Source organism: Celeribacter indicus (assembly GCF_000819565.1).
Lineage (GTDB): Bacteria > Pseudomonadota > Alphaproteobacteria > Rhodobacterales > Rhodobacteraceae > Celeribacter > Celeribacter indicus.
Genome location: NZ_CP004393.1, coordinates 3,878,637 through 3,894,517, shown reverse-complemented (window position 1 = coordinate 3,894,517; position 15,881 = coordinate 3,878,637). Strand labels below are relative to the sequence as shown.

Genomic DNA, 15,881 nt, shown 5'->3' with positions numbered 1-15,881 from the left:
CCCGCGCGCGCTTGCCCCGCACCGCCCCTTGGGCTATGCCGCCCCCGAGTTCGAGACCAAAAGGGATCCGACATGGCCAAGCCCAAGAAGACTCCGCGCCCCAAGGCCATCACGCCCAAGGGCTTTCGCGACTATTTCGGCACCGAGGTGACCGAACGCAAGGCCATGCTCGATCGGATTGCCGAAGTCTACCATCTTTACGGCTTCGAGGCGCTGGAGACCTCTGCGGTGGAAACGGTCGAGGCGCTGGGCAAGTTCCTGCCAGATGTGGACCGCCCGAACGAGGGCGTCTTCGCCTGGCAGGAAGAGGCCGAGAGCGACCGGCCCGGCGACTGGGTCGCGCTGCGCTACGACATGACCGCGCCGCTCGCCCGCGTCGCCGCGCAATACCGCAACGACCTGCCCGCGCCCTATCGCCGCTACGCGATGGGGCCGGTCTGGCGTAACGAGAAGCCGGGTCCGGGGCGGTTCCGCCAGTTCTACCAATGCGACGCCGACACGGTGGGGGCCGCCTCCGTCGCTGCCGACGCGGAGATCTGCGCGATGCTCTCGGACACGCTCGAGGCGGTGGGCATCCCGCGCGGCGACTATATTGTGCGGGTGAACAACCGGAAGGTGCTGAACGGCGTGATGGAGGTCGCGGGCGTGCTCGACCCGGCCGACCCGTCGAAATTCGAACACGAACGCGGCATCGTGCTGCGCGCCATCGACAAGCTCGACAAGTTCGGGGAGGAGGGCGTCCGGCTCCTGCTCGGCAAGGGACGCATGGACGAGAGCGGAGATTTCACCACTGGCGCGGGCCTGTCGGAGGCGCAGGCCGACACGGTGATGGGATTCATGGCCGCGCGGCGCGACACAGGTGCCGAGACGGTCGAACGGCTGAGGACCCTCGTGCAGGGCTCGCAAACCGGCCTCGACGGTGTCGCGGAGCTCGAGACCATCGCGGATCTTCTCGCGTCCCAGGGCTACGGCCCGGACCGGATCGTCATCGACCCTTCCGTGGTGCGGGGGCTCGGCTATTACACCGGTCCCGTCTTCGAGGCGGAACTGACCTTCGAGATCCTCGACGAGAAGGGCCGTCCGCGCCAGTTCGGTTCGGTGGCGGGCGGCGGGCGCTATGACGATCTCGTCAGGCGCTTCACCGGACAGGAGGTGCCGGCGACCGGCATCTCCATCGGCGTTGACCGCCTCCTCGCCGCGCTGCGGGCGAAGGGCCGCGTCGGCGCGCCGGCGCAGGGGCCGGTGGTGGTGACGGTGATGGACCGCGACCGGATGGGCGATTACATGGATATGGTGGGTGAGCTGCGCCGGGCGGGCATCCGCGCCGAGGTCTATCTCGGCAATCCGAAGAATTTCGGCAACCAGCTCAAATATGCCGACAAGCGCGAGAGCCCCGTCGCGATCATCCAGGGCGGCGACGAGAAAGAGCGCGGCGTGGTGCAGATCAAGGATCTGGTCCTCGGGGCGAAGATCGCGGAAAACGCCTCCCTCGAGGAATGGAAGGATCGCCCGAACCAGTACGAGGTGCCGCGCGAGCAGATGGTCGCGAAGGTGCGCGAGATCCTCGGGAGCTCGTCCTGATGCCCCCGTTCAGACCCCGGAGCGATGTTCCGAAGGCCGAGGTGCGCGCGGAGGCGGCGCGCCTGCGCGCCCTGTTCGAGGAGCGCGGCGCCCTTGCCGTCGATCCGGACATCCTGTTGCCGGCGGAAGTGCTGCTCGATCTCTATGGCGAGGACATCCGCGCCCGCGCCTATGTGACGACCGATCCGGAACGCGGCGAGATGATGCTGCGCCCCGACTTCACCGTGCCCGTGGTGCAGAGCCACATGTCCAACGGCGCGGAGCCGGCGCGCTATACCTATGCGGGCGAGGTCTTCCGCAAGCAGGAAGACATGCCGGAACGGGCGAATGAATATATCCAGGTCGGCTACGAGGTGTTCGACGGCTCCGATCCGGCCGGGGCGGATGCCGAGGTCTTCGCCCTGTTTTCCGGGGCGCTCGCCGGCCATGGCCTGCATGCCGCCACGGGCGATATCGGCATTCTCAAGGCGGCCGTCGCAGGCCTCAGGACGACGGAGCGCCGCCGCGCGGCGCTTTTGCGCCACATCTGGCGGCCGCGCCGGTTCCGCGCCCTGATGAGCCGCTTTTCGGAGGCGGGGAAGGCGCTGCGCGAGCAGAACCTCGCGCGGGTGCGGGCCAACCTCGGCGAGGCGGAAGCGCCCTTTATCGGGCTGCGCACGCAGACGGAGATCGACGCCCGGATCCGCGCGCTCGAGGAGGACGCCGCCGAGCCGCCGATTTCCGGCGCGGAGATCGGGCTGCTCGACGACATCCTCTCGCTGAAGGAAACCCTGCCGCACGTCCTGTCCGCGCTGCGCGACATCGCCGTCGACCTGCCGGCGATCTCCGAGGCGGTGAGCCGCCTCGACCGGCGCTGCCAGGCGCTGTCGCGGCGGGGCGTCGATGTGGATCATCTCGATTTCGAGGCCTCCTACGGACGCACCTCGATGGAATATTACGACGGCTTCGTCTTCGGCTTCTACGCCGAGGGCCGTCCCGACCTTCCGCCCGTGGCGACCGGCGGCCGCTATGACGCGCTGACCTCGGTCCTGGGGCAGGGGCGGTCGATCCCGGCGGTGGGCGGGGTGATCCGGCCGGGGCTGATGCTGTCGCTGAAGGGAGAGGCGTGATGGCCGTCAAACTCGGCGTGCCGTCCAAGGGACGGCTGATGGACAAGACCTTCGAATGGTTCTCCGAGCGCGGCATCGTGCTGTCGCGCGCGGGGGCGGAGCGGGAATACTCCGGCGCGGTCGAGGGGATCGGCGGCATGGAACTCGTGCTCCTCTCCGCCTCGGAGATCCCGCGCGAACTCGCCGCCGGGCGCATCCACCTCGGCGTCACCGGGTCCGATCTGGTCCGCGACAAGCTGGCGGCATGGGACAGCAAGGTCTCGGAACTCGCGCGCATGGGCTTCGGCCATGCCGATCTCATCATCGCGGTGCCGAAGGTCTGGGTCGATGTGGACACGCTCGACGACCTCGACGCCGCCGCGGCCGCCTTCCGCGCGCGCCATGGCTTCCGCCTCAGGATCGCGACGAAATACCACCACCTCGTGCGCGAATATCTCAAGGCGCATGGCGTCGCGGATTACCAGCTCGTCGACAGCCAGGGCGCGACCGAGGGCACGGTGAAGAACCTCACCGCCGAGGCCATCGCGGACATCACCTCGACGGGCGAGACGCTGCGCGCCAACCACCTGAAGATCCTCGATTGCGAGCCGGTGCACCGCTCGCAGGCGACCCTCTTCAAGTCCCGCCAGGCACCCTGGACGGACGAGACGCGGGCGACGCTCGTGACACTTCGGGACATGCTGGGGCTCGGAGACTGAGCTCCCGTTTCCTTTGTGCCGGAAATACTCAGATCACGCCGATCTCCGCCAGAGCCTGCGCCAGCTCTCCGGGCAGGTCCGGCTCGTTCTCCCGCCCCTTCGGCAGGTCGGCGGGCGCGTCCTCGGGCTTGAGGTAGCGCCAGCCCTGGAACGGGCGGCGTAGCGCATTCGCGGTGCGGATCAGCGGCTTTCGGAGCAGGATGCGGCAGCGCCGCACGCCGTCGGCGCCGATCACTTCCTCGAGACCCGCGATCTCCTGCCGCGCCTGGATGACGCCCTTGATGACCCAATAGAGCGATCCGCCGTTCAGGAGCTTCTCCTCCTGCTTCGGCCACATGCGCGTGGTGTGCCCCCGCGTCTCTCCCGGCGCAGCCTCGATATAGGCCGCAAGCTGTTCGACGCTGTCCACGCCAACGCAGAGCTTCACAAGATGGATGTGGTTTGTCACAATAGCCCCCAAGGTCTTGTGCGTTACTTAGGCAGAATCTTCGCCGGATCAAGATTGCTCTCCGACGCACAGCTCTTTACAAGCCACGCTCCATTCCCTTCGTCAAACCGACTCGAGAGACGCCATGACCCGCTTTGCCGCCCCCATCGCCGAACAGATCTGGGATATGAAATACCGGCTGAAAGAGGCCGACGGCACGCCGCGGGATCTTTCCGTCGAGGACAGCTGGCGCCGGGTCGCACGATCGCTCGCTGAGGTCGAAACCGACGCGGCGGCATGGGAGGAGAAATTCTACCATGCGCTCGAGGATTTCAAATTCCTGCCCGCCGGGCGCATCCTCGCCGGCGCGGGGACGGGGCGCACGGTGACGCTGTTCAACTGTTTCGTCATGGGCACCATCCCCGACAGCATGGCGGGCATCTTCGACATGCTGAAGGAGGCCGCGCTCACCATGCAGCAGGGCGGCGGGATCGGATACGATTTCAGCACCATCCGGCCCAGGGGCGCGGATGTGACGGGCGTGGCCGCCGATGCCTCCGGCCCGCTCAGCTTCATGGATGTCTGGGACGCGATGTGCCGCACGATCATGTCGGCGGGCTCGCGCCGGGGCGCGATGATGGCCACCATGCGCTGCGACCACCCGGATATCGAGCAGTTCATCGAGGCGAAACAGGACAGCGCGCGCCTGCGCATGTTCAACCTTTCCGTGCTCGTCACCGACGCGTTCATGGACGCGGTGAAGGCCGACGGTCCCTGGGAGCTCAAGTTCGGCGAGAAGGTCTATCACACCGTGGGCGCGCGCGACCTGTGGAACCGGATCATGCGCGCGACCTATGATTATGCCGAACCGGGCGTGATCTTCATCGACCGGATCAACGAGATGAACAACCTCGCCTATTGCGAGACGATCTCGGCCACGAATCCCTGTGGCGAACAGCCGCTGCCGCCCTATGGCGCCTGTCTCCTCGGCTCGATCAACCTCGCGCGGCTGGTGACAGATCCCTTCGGCGCGGGCGCGAAGTTGGACGAGGCGGCGCTGTCCGAGCTTGTCGCCACCGCCGTGCGCATGATGGACAATGTGGTGGACGCCTCCCGCTTCCCGCTGGAACAACAGGCGCAGGAGGCGCAGGCGAAACGCCGCATCGGCCTCGGCGTCACCGGGCTCGCCGATGCGCTCCTGATGATCGGCCAGCGCTACGGTTCGGAGCAGGCCGCCGCGACCTGCGAGGCATGGCTGAAGGCGATCGCCCGCGCCGCCTATCTCGCCTCGGCGGATCTCGCGAGGGAAAAGGGCGCCTTTCCGCTCTTCGACGCGGAGAAATACCTGGCCTCCGGAGCGCTTGTCCATATGGACGAGGACGTGCGCGCGGCCATCGCCGAACACGGCATCCGTAATGCGCTTCTGACCTCCATCGCCCCGACCGGCACGATCTCGCTCTACGCGGGCAACGTGTCCTCCGGCATCGAGCCGGTCTTCGCCTATGCCTATACGCGCAAGGTCCTCCAGAAGGACGGATCGCGCACAGAGGAAGAGGTGGTCGATTACGCGGTGAAGCTCTATCGCGACAGGTTCGGCGTGGAGGCCGAGCTGCCCGAGTATTTCGTCAACGCCCAGACGCTCGCCCCGCTCGACCACGTCCGGATGCAGGCCGCCGCGCAGAAATGGGTCGACAGCTCGATTTCCAAGACGATCAACTGCCCCGAGGACATTTCTTTCGAAGCGTTCAAGGACGTCTACATGGAAGCCTACGAGACCGGGTGCAAGGGCTGCACCACCTACCGTCCCAACGACGTGACGGGCTCCGTGCTCTCCGTATCGGAGACCTCCGAGGCCGCGCCCGAACAGGACGAGGGCGCCGAGGTTGTCTATCTCTCCGAACCGCTCGACCGCCCGCAACAGCTCGAAGGCAACACCTACAAGCTCAAATGGCCCGACAGCGGGCATGCGATCTACGTGACGATCAACGACATCGTCATCGGCGGCCATCGCCGGCCCTTCGAGATCTTCATCAACTCGAAGAACATGGAGCATTTCGCCTGGACCGTCGCGCTCACGCGGATGATCTCCGCGGTGTTCCGGCGCGGCGGCGACGTCTCCTTCGTGGTCGAGGAACTCAAGGCCGTCTTCGACCCGCGCGGCGGGGCCTGGATGAAGGGCAAATACATTCCCTCCATCCTGGCGGCCATCGGCGGCGTGATCGAAACGCATCTCGTCGAGATCGGCTTCATCGCCGGCGAGGGCATGGGGCTCAAGACCGATCCCTCCGCCGAGCTTGCCGTGATGGGCGAAAAACCCCACGGCAAGGCCTGTCCCTCCTGCGGCAGCTACGACATGCGCATGATCGAAGGCTGCATGACCTGCGCCTCCTGCGGCTATTCGAAATGCGGGTGAGGGGGAGGTGTGGGGTGTAGGTGTAGGACCCACTAAAACTTGTCCATTTCCGGGGTAATTTGTCCATTCCGGCACAGGATTAATGACCATCGGCTGCGCTGCAGCCGGTGGTTTCTTTTTATATCAATGGCTTGCGCGTCTGGCTGATTTTCGACCTTTGATGCGCCGTAGCAGGGCTCCACCCTGGTGGGCGCCGTTGACGGTCAGTCGTGCTTTCGGCATCTCTCAGAGCCAATCCGGCCGGGTTCTTCCCAACCTCCCCCTCCAGCAGAGCCTCTGCCCGAGGGCATGGCGCAACGCGCCAGAAAGGACTTCCGTGACGAAGATCAAGTTCATCGATGCCCGCTTCGCCGATCCCGACGAAAACGAGTTCGCCCTCAAGCGCCGCTTCGAGTGGCATCTGCGCAAGCTCCGTGCCCTTCAGGACGGGGTGTCCCCAAAGGTTCCGGGAGACTTTGAAGATAAGTTGCGCTGGAACGAGGACCTCATCGCGGTGCATCTCTCGGAGAAGGACCGGAACAAGGTGCTGCGCCGTGCGCGCCGGGTAATGGGCGCGCGCGCCAAGGCTTCCGGGCTCAGCCATCTCAGCGCGGATGACCGGCGCGCGCTCGAGGTGTTCCGCAGCGGTGCGGATCTAGTCGGCATCGACAGCGAGCACCGCGCCGATGAGATCGCCGCGGCCATTCATGCCGAGATGCCCTGGATGGCGGCCGCCACTGACTTCCTCTGGAAGGCAATGCGCCGCTCGGTGCGGGTGGGGGAGCCTGGATTCCGTCTGCCGCCCGTGCTGCTCGACGGCCCGCCGGGGATTGGCAAGAGCGTGTGGTCACGTGAGCTCGGGCGCCATCTCGGGGTGCCGCGTTGTGGCATCGAGGGAACCGCAGAGCAGGCCTCGTTCGTCGTCAATGGCTCGCAACGCGGCTGGGGCTCGGCCTTCCCTGGGCGGCCCCTGCAGACCATCGTGCAGAGCCTCTGCGCGAACCCGATCGTGGTGATCGACGAGATCGAGAAGGCCGGGACGCCGACCTCGACCAAGGGGCAGGCCTACGGCCTAGCCGAGGGGTTGCTGCCGCTGCTGGAGCGCTCGTCTGCCGTGGCATGGAAGTGTCCCTATTATCAGGTCGGCTTCGACATGTCGTGGATCAGCTGGGTCCTGACCTCGAACAGCCTGAGGACGCTTCCGGCCCCATTCCTGAGCCGCCTGGACATCCTGCGCCTCGCCGGCCCCGGCAAGAGTGATCTCATCTCCTTCGCGGAGCGCGAGGGCGCACGACGGGGGCTATCTGATGCTGCCCTGGGCGCCATCTGCGAGGTGATCGACCAGATTGCTGAGGCGCATGAGATCAATCTGCGCCACGTGTCCAGGATGCTGGCGAGGGCGGAGGCCATGGCAAGCAGCCCGCTGTCGCATTGAGTGGTTGATGCGAGCGCGCCTTAGGTCGGCCAAGACCAAAGTAGTCGCTTGGGCTGATGGCAGCAGCTGGCGGGTGGCAGCCCAAGCGGCATTCCTGCAAGGCGCAACTTTACGTCAGGCGCCGACACGAAGGGCGGAGAGCAGGAGTTCGCTGCGAACCTCATGAATGACCGCCGTTGCGAATCCTAACGAGTTTATCAGGCTGCCGCGGTAAGCTTCACCAAGCGAGAAAACCCACCTGATCTCCGTCCCTCTCTCTCGGTCAGCGCCCTGTAATCGAGCGACAGTGAAATACAGAAATCGACCACCACGAAGGCTGTGGCGAAAAACCTCTCTAGCTCATTGCCCTCCAAAGTCGGCCTTCCCAAGTCTACGTCGCCAACTCTCCAGCCGCGTACTCTTCCAAGCAGATTTTCGAATGAAGGAGTGGCCTTTGAGAAGGGGAACCATACACCCTCCAAGGACTTGTAGTTGACTTCATTTCTAACACTTGAGAGCCAGTTCCCAGAGGGAAACTGACCTCGATTGGTCAAGGCTTCCTTCAAATCGAGGAAGTGTGCGGAGAGCTCTTGAAGGCGTTCCTGAGACGCTCGAAGTGTAAGGACCTGCTGCTCCAAGTCGGCAATTAGATCCAGAAAGCACTTCCAGAGATCCTTGTGACTTTCTCCATATCTGAAAAAATTTACATCATGCGTCTTCGGATTCGATTCGATCAGATAGTACGATGATGGGAGGCTGGGCGCATAACCCGCTTCGCTCTTGCAACGCCCACTAAGGAAGCCGACATGGCCACGCTCCAGGTGTGAGAAGGACTTTCCAAAGAAGCGCAACACGGCGTGGGCGGAGAAATATGCTGCGTAGTAGGCTTGAATTACTCGCCATGACGTAAGCTTGTCATATGCTGTTGTCTTCTCCAGCTCATGAACCGTTTGTGCGGCGTGCGATGAAAATCGAAATGCATCAAGTGAAAGGCATTTCTTCAAATCATCGCCACTCAGACAATAAAGAGAAAGATCAGGCGGAGCGTTGTTGATGTAGTAATTTCCGTCAGAATGAACCGCTCCGGGTTTGCCGGAGGCTGTTTGGTTTAAGTTATGCGGCTATGGTCTTAGTTACCAGAGCTGCGTAGAAGTTTGCCTCTGCTTCCGCTGGTGGGATGTTCCCGATGGGCTCGAGGAGGCGGCGATTGTTGAACCAGTCGACCCATTCCAGAGTGGCGTATTCCACGGCGTCCAGACTGCGCCACGGGCCACGGCGGTGGATGACCTCCGCCTTGAAGAGACCATTGATTGTCTCGGCCAAAGCGTTGTCATAGCTGTCACCGACGCTGCCGACCGAGGGTTCGATTCCTGCCTCGGCCAAGCGTTCGGTGTATTTTATCGCCAGGTATTGCGATCCGCGGTCTGAGTGATGGATCAGTCCCACACCAGGCTGCCGCTGATGAACAGCCTGTTCCAAAGCGTCGAGAACGAAGCCTGTGTGAGCCGTGCGGCTGACGCGCCACCCAACGATCCGGCGCGCGAACGTGTCGATCACGAATGCCACATAAACGAACCCTTGCCAGGTGGCGACATAGGTGAAATCGCTGACCCAGAGCATGTTCGGTGCCGGCACCCGGAATTGCCGGTTTACCTTGTCCATCGGGCACGGCTGCTTCTTGTCAGGGATCGTCGTTTTATGCGGCTTGCCCCGGATGACGCCCTGCAGGCCCAAATCCTTCATCAACCGGGCTATCGTGCATCGGGCCACATCAAATCCTTCCCGCCGCATCTGGCGCCAGACTTTGCGCACGCCATAGACCTTGTAATTCTCATCGAACACGCGCTCGATCTCGGGGCGAAGCTCGTCGTCGCGCTTGAACCGATCCGAGCGCAGATCAGGGTCGGCCCGTTTGGCCAGATGATCGTAGTATGTGGACGGGGCAATCGGCAGGTGCTTGCAGATCGGCTCGACCCCGAGCTCTCCACGATAATCGTCGATAAAGGCGATCATGACTTCGGTCGGCGGTCGAGCTCCGCCATCGCAAAATACGCCGACGCCTTCCGCAGGATCTCATTCGCCTGCTTGAGTTCGCGGTTCTCGCGCTCCAGCGCCTTCATCTTCTCGGCCATCTCGGTACTGACCCCAGCACGGTCGCCACGATCAATCTCTGCCTTTTTGACCCAGTCATTCAGCGTGTTCGTCGAACAGCCTATCTTCGCCGAGATCGATACGATCGCTTGCCAGCGGCTCTCATGCTGACCGGCGTTGTCCAAAACCATACGAACCGCTCGCTCGCGCACTTCAGGGGAATATTTGTTCGTTGTCTTGCTCATGATGCTCCATCCTACTCAAGAGTTGGAGCCTCCGGCAAACCCGGAGCGGTTCAGTAGAAACGGTGTTCTCCCTGCGTAAGCAGAACTGCTGAGTAGCTTTCTCTCGCCATCTTGTCTCCGTGTGCCAATCCTGAATTTAGTAACACTCTGTCGATTGTTTACCTTCGCTGCAAGGAGCACTTCGATCAACATAGAGCACTTCTCGTGCTCTCCTCGATTGACGAGGAGAGTTGCGTCCGTCGGCTGTAAGCCAACGCTCAAACCTGATTGGTCATCTATCTCTTCTGACCAATCTACGTAGCATCGAAGCGCCTCATCGGTCGCCCGAAATGTCGGGCGACAACTTTGCCGACAGTGGGGGTATCGTATGAGGGCCGCCCACTCGGGACTAGACCTTGCTTGAGGCCGTGCCCCAGGCCAACTGACAGGGTCGAGCTGGTTCAAAGCAGCCATCCGCTGTGCAACGCACGAACGTCAGGTTTGGTGAAGGATTTTCGACGCGGGCCGTGGTGCAACATTTCCTGGCGGTGCTTCGTCGGCCCGCGTTGGAAATCCTCCCAAGGTGGAAGCCGCGGTGGCCAGGTGCTGTCTATGGGGAAAGTGCGCTGAGGTTTCCAGCGCCGGTGCAGCGTGGTGTGCGGTTCGAAGGCTGTAGACCGTTCCCAATGGCGCCCTGATCCGCCGAGATATGCGCGAAAGTTGGTGACGCTTGATCAGGCGGCAGCTTGAATGTGGCGGACGCCGTCGCGGAACTCAACCCCGCTGATGACCTCCGGCAGGCGGTTCCGACCGTCGAGCCTCCGCCATTTCTTCTGCGCCGACATCATCAGCCGGAAGGCCATGGCGAGTCCGGTCTTTCGGCTCAGGCAGCCCTTGGTTCGCCGCGTGCGGTGCCGGACGGTGGCGAAGGTGCTCTCGATCGGATTTGACGTCCGGATATGTTTCCAGTGCTCGGCCGGATAGTCGTAGAGGGTCAGCAGCGCGTCCCGGTCCTTGACCAGCTTGGCCACCGCCTTGTCCCATTTCACGCCGTAGGTTTCGACGAAGAAGTTGAAGGCGACGTTGGCTTCGGCCTTTGTCCCGGCCTGCCAGATGTCGTGCAGGTGTCCTTTGGCCCTGGCCTGCGCCGATTTCGGCAGCGCGTTCAGCACGTTCATGGTCTTGTGCAGCCAGCACCGCTGCTCCTGCGTCGTGGGGAAGACTTCGCGCAGGGCCGTCCAGAAGCCGAGGGCACCGTCGCCGATCGCGAGCTTGGGATCCTGCGTGAGGCCGCGCCGCTTGAGATCGAGCAGCACCTCGCGCCAACTCTGGGTGCTCTCGCGGAAGCCGTCGGTCATGGCCAGCAGTTCCTTCCGGCCGTATTCATCCGCCCCGACGATGACCAGAACGCATTGCTTTTCCTCGGCCATGCGCGGCTTGAAGTAGACACCGTCGGCCCAGATGTAGAGGAACCGCCGGGTTCCGAGGTCGCGCTTTTCCCAAGCCTCGTATTCGGACCACCAGTTGGCTTTCAGGCGGGTGACGGTCTTGGCCGACAGGCCCTTGGCGTCCGGCCCCAGCAGGGCGGCCAGCGCCTCGCCGAAGTCGCCGGTGGAGACCCCCTTAAGGTAGAGCCAGGGCAGCAGTTCCTCGACCGATTTGGCCTTGCGCAGGTAGCGCGGCAGTATGCTGGGCGTGAAGGAGATCCTCTCCGCTCCCGGCTTGCGATCCCGCACCCGCGGCACCTTCACGGCGACCGGACCGATCCCGGTCAGGATTTCGCGCTCCGGCAAATGTCCGTGCCGCACCAACCTGGCCCGACCGTCATCGAGCCTTTCCTCAGCGAACGAGGCGAGGAGCGTTGCCAGCTCGGCCTCAACCGCTTGTTCGATCAGCTTGCGCGCACCCTCCCGGATGAGGTCCGTCAGCGGATCCGGCGACAACCCTGATGGATCGGGCAGCGTGCTGATGGTAGTCTCCGACATGTGGCATATCCCTTTCTCGGCTGAGAATTGACGGCGTCTGAACACCGCCATGATATGCCGCCCCTCAGGGCATCACCAACTTTAGCGCGTTACTCTGATCCGCCCAGATGATGCTGTTCGGTCTCGGATGGCGCATTCCGTCGGCGGCTCGTCGGTGCGGCGCCGCGTAGTGCAAAGCTGAGCCGGGCCGGGCCGACTGCAAGATCCGGAGTGGTGTTCGTGACAGTGACGGGCGTTTCGTCATGCGGCCTGCTCCCGAGGTGGGGCGCGCGACATCGGTTTCTGGCCGCGGCGGAAAATTTCGATGATGCGCATCGGGCCGCCGCAGCAAGGGCACGGCTCGCGCAGGGTGAGCGGCGCTGCCTCGGCGGCGGGCAGAGCATCCCGGACCGGCATGGTCTGGCCAAGCAGGGTTCGGATCCGGTCGATGTTGACCTTCCGGCTCGCGCTGGCCAGCAGGCCGTAGTGCCGGATGCGGTGGAAGCCGTCGGGGAGGACATGCATCAGGAACCGGCGGATGAACTCCGATGTCGAGAGGCGCATGACCTTCTGCCTGTTACCGGACTTGATGCGGTAGTCCTTCCATCGAAACGCCACCGTCTCGGCGTCTGCGCTGATCAGGCGATGGTTCGAGATCGCGACGCGGTGGGTGTAGCGGCTCAGGTAGGCCAGCACCGCCTCGGGGCCGCCGAAGGGCGGTTTGGCGTAGACGATCCATTCGGATCTGCGGAACGGTTTGAGCCAAGCGGCAAAGGCATCTGCCTGCGCCAATCCTTCGAGACCGCCGTAGAAAGCCAGCTCTCCGGCCCGATGCAGGGCCAGCAGGCCGTCGAGGAAAAGCCGCCGGAACAGGCGGGACAGCACGCGAACATGCAGGAAGAACCCCCGCTTGCAGGCGACCCATCGGGTGCCATCCAGCGACAGGCCTCCGCCCGGCACGATCATGTGGATGTGGGGGTGATGCGTCAGGGCCGATCCCCATGTGTGCAGCACGCTGGTCATGCCGATCCGGGCGCCGAGGCGCTTGGGATCGGCGGCGATGGTCATGACCGTTTCCGCGGACGCGCGGAACAGCAGGCCGTAGACGGCCTTCTTGTTCCAGAAGGCGATCTGCGCGATCTCGGCTGGCAGGGTGAAGACGACGTGGAAATACTCCACAGGCAGAAGGTCCTCGGCGCGGGCTTCCATCCAGTCGCGTGCCGCCGGTCCCTGGCACTTCGGGCAGTGGCGGTTCTTGCAGGAGTTGTAGGCGATGTGGTGGTGGCCACACTTGGCACAGCCCGCGACATGCCCGCCGAGCGCTTCGGTCCGGCAGGCTTCAATCGCCGACATCACCTTCAGCTGGGTCAGGCTGACATGCCCCGCATTGGCCTGCCGCCACGCGGGACCATGAGCGCGAAAGATGTCAGCGATCTCCAGCGTTGGCCGGGGCACCCCGGCGCCCCGTCACTCCAGACTTCGCTTCACCGTCTGATCCTGCAGCTTGGCCAGCATCTCGTAGGGGCTGACCGTGTCACGGATCGTCTTGGTCGCGACATGGGTGTATTGCGCCGTCGTGGTGAGCTTGGCATGGCCGAGGAGGACCTGGATCACCCGCACATCCGTGTTGGCCTCGAGCAGGTGCGTCGCAAAGCTGTGCCTGAGCGTGTGCAGTGTCGCCGGCTTGCTGATCCCGGCCATGTGCTTGGCCGAGGTGAAAGCCCGGTTCAGCTGCCGAGGCGAGATCGGATTGATCTTCGGCTTGCCCGGGAACAGCCAGCCCTCGGGACGCGCTTCGCGCCACCAGTCACGAAGCAGGTTCAGCAGGCCCGGAGAGAGCATGACCTTGCGGTCCTTCCGTCCTTTACCTTGCTCGACATGGATCAGCATGCGGTCGCTGTCGATGTCGCCGATCTTGAGATTGCAGACCTCGGCGGCGCGCAGCCCCGCACCATAGGAGATGCTGAGCGCGGCCCGATACTTCAGGCCCGGCCCGGGTGCCGCCATCAGGATGTCCGAAACCTCCTCGACGCTGAACACCACAGGCAACTTCCGCGGCTGGGTGCGGAACTGCATGTAGCGCTTCATGTCCTCGCGCCCGCAGGTCATGCCGAAGAAGAACCGCAGCGCCACGATCCTCACGTTGAACGTGCTGGCCGTGACCCCGGTGTCGGTCATGTGCAGCTGGTAGGCGCGCAACTCCTCCGGGGTGGCGGTATCAGGTGAATGCCCAAGGAATTGGGCGAAATCCTTGATTGCCCTGATGTGGGACTTCTGTGCCTTCTCGCCCATCCCCCGGATGCGCATGTCTTCGATCATCCGCGCCCGTAGCGGCGAAATCCTCTCCTCGGTCATGGGAACCTCCTGTCTGTCGATTGAGAGGCCTCAATCGTCAGGCAGGTGCCCGCATTCCCAAATGCACAGGGTGGCGATCAGCCCCGAGCGCCCGTCACGGGCGCCATTGCCGCGCGAGCGGCTTCGTCCTTGGGCCGGAAGTGACATCGCGCTGGGAAGTACCGAGGGCTGGCCCGCGCCGCGACGCCGCATGGCCGCTTTGAGCCCAGACTCACCGATGCTGCGGGGCGCGCGAATGTCGGCTTTCGTCCGGCGCGTCGCACCATGATGGAGTTAGTCAGCTTCCACCAAGTCACTCCGGGCATCGCGGATGATCATCCACGACGAATGCAGGAAAAGCCCCGCGATCGCGAACGCGACGATCAGGTCGGGCCATGCACTGCCAAGCCACGCGACCAGCCCGGCGGCGATGACCACGGCGAGGTTGCCGATGGCGTCGTTGCGAGAGAACAGCCAGACGGCTCGCATATTGGCATCACCCTTGCGGTGCTTTAGCAGCGGCAGCACCGCGAGGATGTTTACGATCAGCGCACCTACCGCGAAGGCTCCCATCAACCCGGCTTCTGGCGTGGTCTGGTTGAGGACACGCCAGAGCGTGCTGCCGACAACGCCAAGGCCCAGAAGGCCCAGAAACACGCCTTGGATCATCGCCGACCGCGCCCGCCATGTCAGGCTCCAGCCGATGGCGAGCAGGCCCAGAAACGTGATCGCACCATCGCCCAGAAAATCGAGCGCGTCTGCCTTCAGCGCCTGCGAACCGGACAAGAACCCGCCGAACATTTCGACCACGCCGTATCCGAGATTGAGCGCGACCACGATCCAGAGCGCGCGGCGATAGCTCGGGTCCTTGTAGGCCGGATCGGACGATGTATCGCCGTCCTCGATCTTCTCGAAACCGTAGCCGGTCGCGTCGAGCGCGGGCCGCACTTTCGGCAGATCGCCGTCCGCGATCCGCAATGTCATGATGTGGGTGGCGGCGGACACTTTCACGTCGCCTTCGGCCACGCCCGCAGACCGGGCCGCGCGCTCGATCTCGGCGGCATCTTTCGCGCAGTCCATGCCTTGCACCCGCATTCGGATCGGGGAGGAGGCTGTCGCCAACTTGCTGTTATCGGGCTGGCTCATGTGCGATCCTTTTTGTGGTGGCGGGCGAAAAGGTACGCTGCTAACGTATCAGTGGATAATGATATGACAGCGCAAAACATTCAAGACGATCTTTCGGCACCCGATACACTGGAACTGCGGGCAAAGCTCTTCCGGGGCCTAAGCGATCCCAGCCGTCTGACGATCCTCGATGCGCTGGTGTCGGACGAACGCAACGTGCAGGAAATCGTCGGGCATACGGGTTTGGGTCAGCCCAACGTCTCGAACCATCTGCGCTGTCTGCTGGAATGCGGGCTGGTCAGTCGCCGCAGCAAAGGCCGCTTCGTTCGGTATCGTCTGGCGGACAGGCGGGTCGCCGATCTCATCCGTGATGCAGATCAGCTACTTGCCTCGACAGCCAACGGAGTTGATGCCTGCCAAAGCTATACGGACTAACCGGCGCGACCTGCTGCAATGTCCTATCGGTGCGCCAAACCTGAAGCAGCCATCTGCGCATCCGCAGCGAATGCACCCTTTGTCCGC

General features: G+C 63.7%; 13 protein-coding genes and 1 other annotated feature. Of the genes, 6 read left to right on the top strand and 7 right to left on the bottom strand.

Annotated elements, in window-relative coordinates:
* The first annotated feature begins 72 nt into the window (after positions 1–72).
* From hisS to hisG, 3 genes are read left to right on the top strand one after another with little or no spacing between them, the layout of a single operon-like run.
* Entirely contained in the window at positions 73–1,581 is a 1,509-nt protein-coding gene (hisS, locus tag P73_RS19170) for a histidine--tRNA ligase (protein WP_043870824.1), read from the top strand.
* A complete protein-coding gene (locus P73_RS19165; RefSeq protein WP_043870823.1) occupies positions 1,581–2,690 on the top strand; it encodes an ATP phosphoribosyltransferase regulatory subunit in 1,110 nt (369 codons plus the stop codon). Before hisS ends, P73_RS19165 begins: the two co-directional genes overlap by 1 nt.
* The gene (hisG, locus tag P73_RS19160) at positions 2,690–3,388 is read left to right on the top strand and encodes an ATP phosphoribosyltransferase (protein WP_043870822.1); all 699 of its coding nucleotides are present in this window, start codon (positions 2,690–2,692) and stop codon (positions 3,386–3,388) included. Before P73_RS19165 ends, hisG begins: the two co-directional genes overlap by 1 nt.
* Positions 3,389–3,416: 28 nt before the next feature.
* On the opposite strand, the gene P73_RS19155 is transcribed toward hisG, so the two are convergent.
* Positions 3,417–3,836 carry a DUF1489 family protein gene (locus tag P73_RS19155; RefSeq protein ID WP_043870821.1) on the bottom strand — a complete coding sequence of 140 codons (420 nt, stop codon included), beginning with the start codon at positions 3,834–3,836 and terminating at the stop codon, positions 3,417–3,419.
* Positions 3,837–3,960: 124 nt separating this feature from the next.
* Between P73_RS19155 and P73_RS19150 the strand changes: the two genes are divergently transcribed.
* Both P73_RS19150 and P73_RS19145 read left to right on the top strand, forming a co-directional pair.
* Positions 3,961–6,228: an adenosylcobalamin-dependent ribonucleoside-diphosphate reductase gene (locus P73_RS19150; protein WP_043870820.1), complete on the top strand. Its 2,268-nt coding sequence runs from the start codon at positions 3,961–3,963 to the stop codon at positions 6,226–6,228.
* 316 nt (positions 6,229–6,544) lie between these two features.
* Complete coding sequence (locus P73_RS19145; RefSeq protein WP_052453423.1) at positions 6,545–7,642, top strand: AAA family ATPase; 1,098 nt, start codon at positions 6,545–6,547, stop codon at positions 7,640–7,642.
* A 197-nt stretch (positions 7,643–7,839) separates the two neighbouring features.
* Here the strand turns inward: P73_RS19145 and P73_RS25180 are convergent, their stop codons facing one another.
* From P73_RS25180 to P73_RS19115, 6 genes are all read right to left on the bottom strand, one after another.
* A complete protein-coding gene (locus P73_RS25180) occupies positions 7,840–8,625 on the bottom strand; it encodes a hypothetical protein (protein ID WP_202966916.1) in 786 nt (261 codons plus the stop codon).
* A gap of 109 nt (positions 8,626–8,734) precedes the next feature.
* Positions 8,735–9,957, bottom strand: a protein-coding gene (locus P73_RS19140) for an IS3 family transposase (protein ID WP_420836116.1) whose coding sequence is annotated in 2 segments (ribosomal slippage) — positions 8,735–9,669 and positions 9,669–9,957 — 1,224 coding nt in all. Because the reading frame shifts where the segments join, the coding sequence is not laid out codon by codon here.
* Positions 9,560–9,676, bottom strand: a sequence feature (AL1L pseudoknot). Its footprint overlaps the gene before it by 117 nt.
* A 713-nt stretch (positions 9,958–10,670) precedes the next feature.
* Positions 10,671–11,921 (bottom strand): IS256 family transposase, encoded by a 1,251-nt coding sequence (locus tag P73_RS19130; protein WP_043870819.1) that lies wholly within the window; start codon positions 11,919–11,921, stop codon positions 10,671–10,673.
* A 240-nt stretch (positions 11,922–12,161) separates the two neighbouring features.
* Complete coding sequence (locus P73_RS19125) at positions 12,162–13,355, bottom strand: IS91 family transposase (RefSeq protein ID WP_043870818.1); 1,194 nt, start codon at positions 13,353–13,355, stop codon at positions 12,162–12,164.
* Between the two features lie 12 nt (positions 13,356–13,367).
* Positions 13,368–14,255, bottom strand: a complete 888-nt coding sequence (locus P73_RS19120; protein ID WP_043870817.1) for a tyrosine-type recombinase/integrase — start codon at positions 14,253–14,255, stop codon at positions 13,368–13,370.
* Between the two features lie 273 nt (positions 14,256–14,528).
* Positions 14,529–15,380 (bottom strand): cation diffusion facilitator family transporter, encoded by an 852-nt coding sequence (locus tag P73_RS19115; RefSeq protein ID WP_007803328.1) that lies wholly within the window; start codon positions 15,378–15,380, stop codon positions 14,529–14,531.
* A gap of 63 nt (positions 15,381–15,443) precedes the next feature.
* Here P73_RS19115 and P73_RS19110 point away from each other — a divergent pair, with 63 nt between their 5' ends.
* The gene (locus tag P73_RS19110; protein WP_007803330.1) at positions 15,444–15,794 is read left to right on the top strand and encodes an ArsR/SmtB family transcription factor; all 351 of its coding nucleotides are present in this window, start codon (positions 15,444–15,446) and stop codon (positions 15,792–15,794) included.
* The last annotated feature ends 87 nt before the right edge of the window (positions 15,795–15,881 follow it).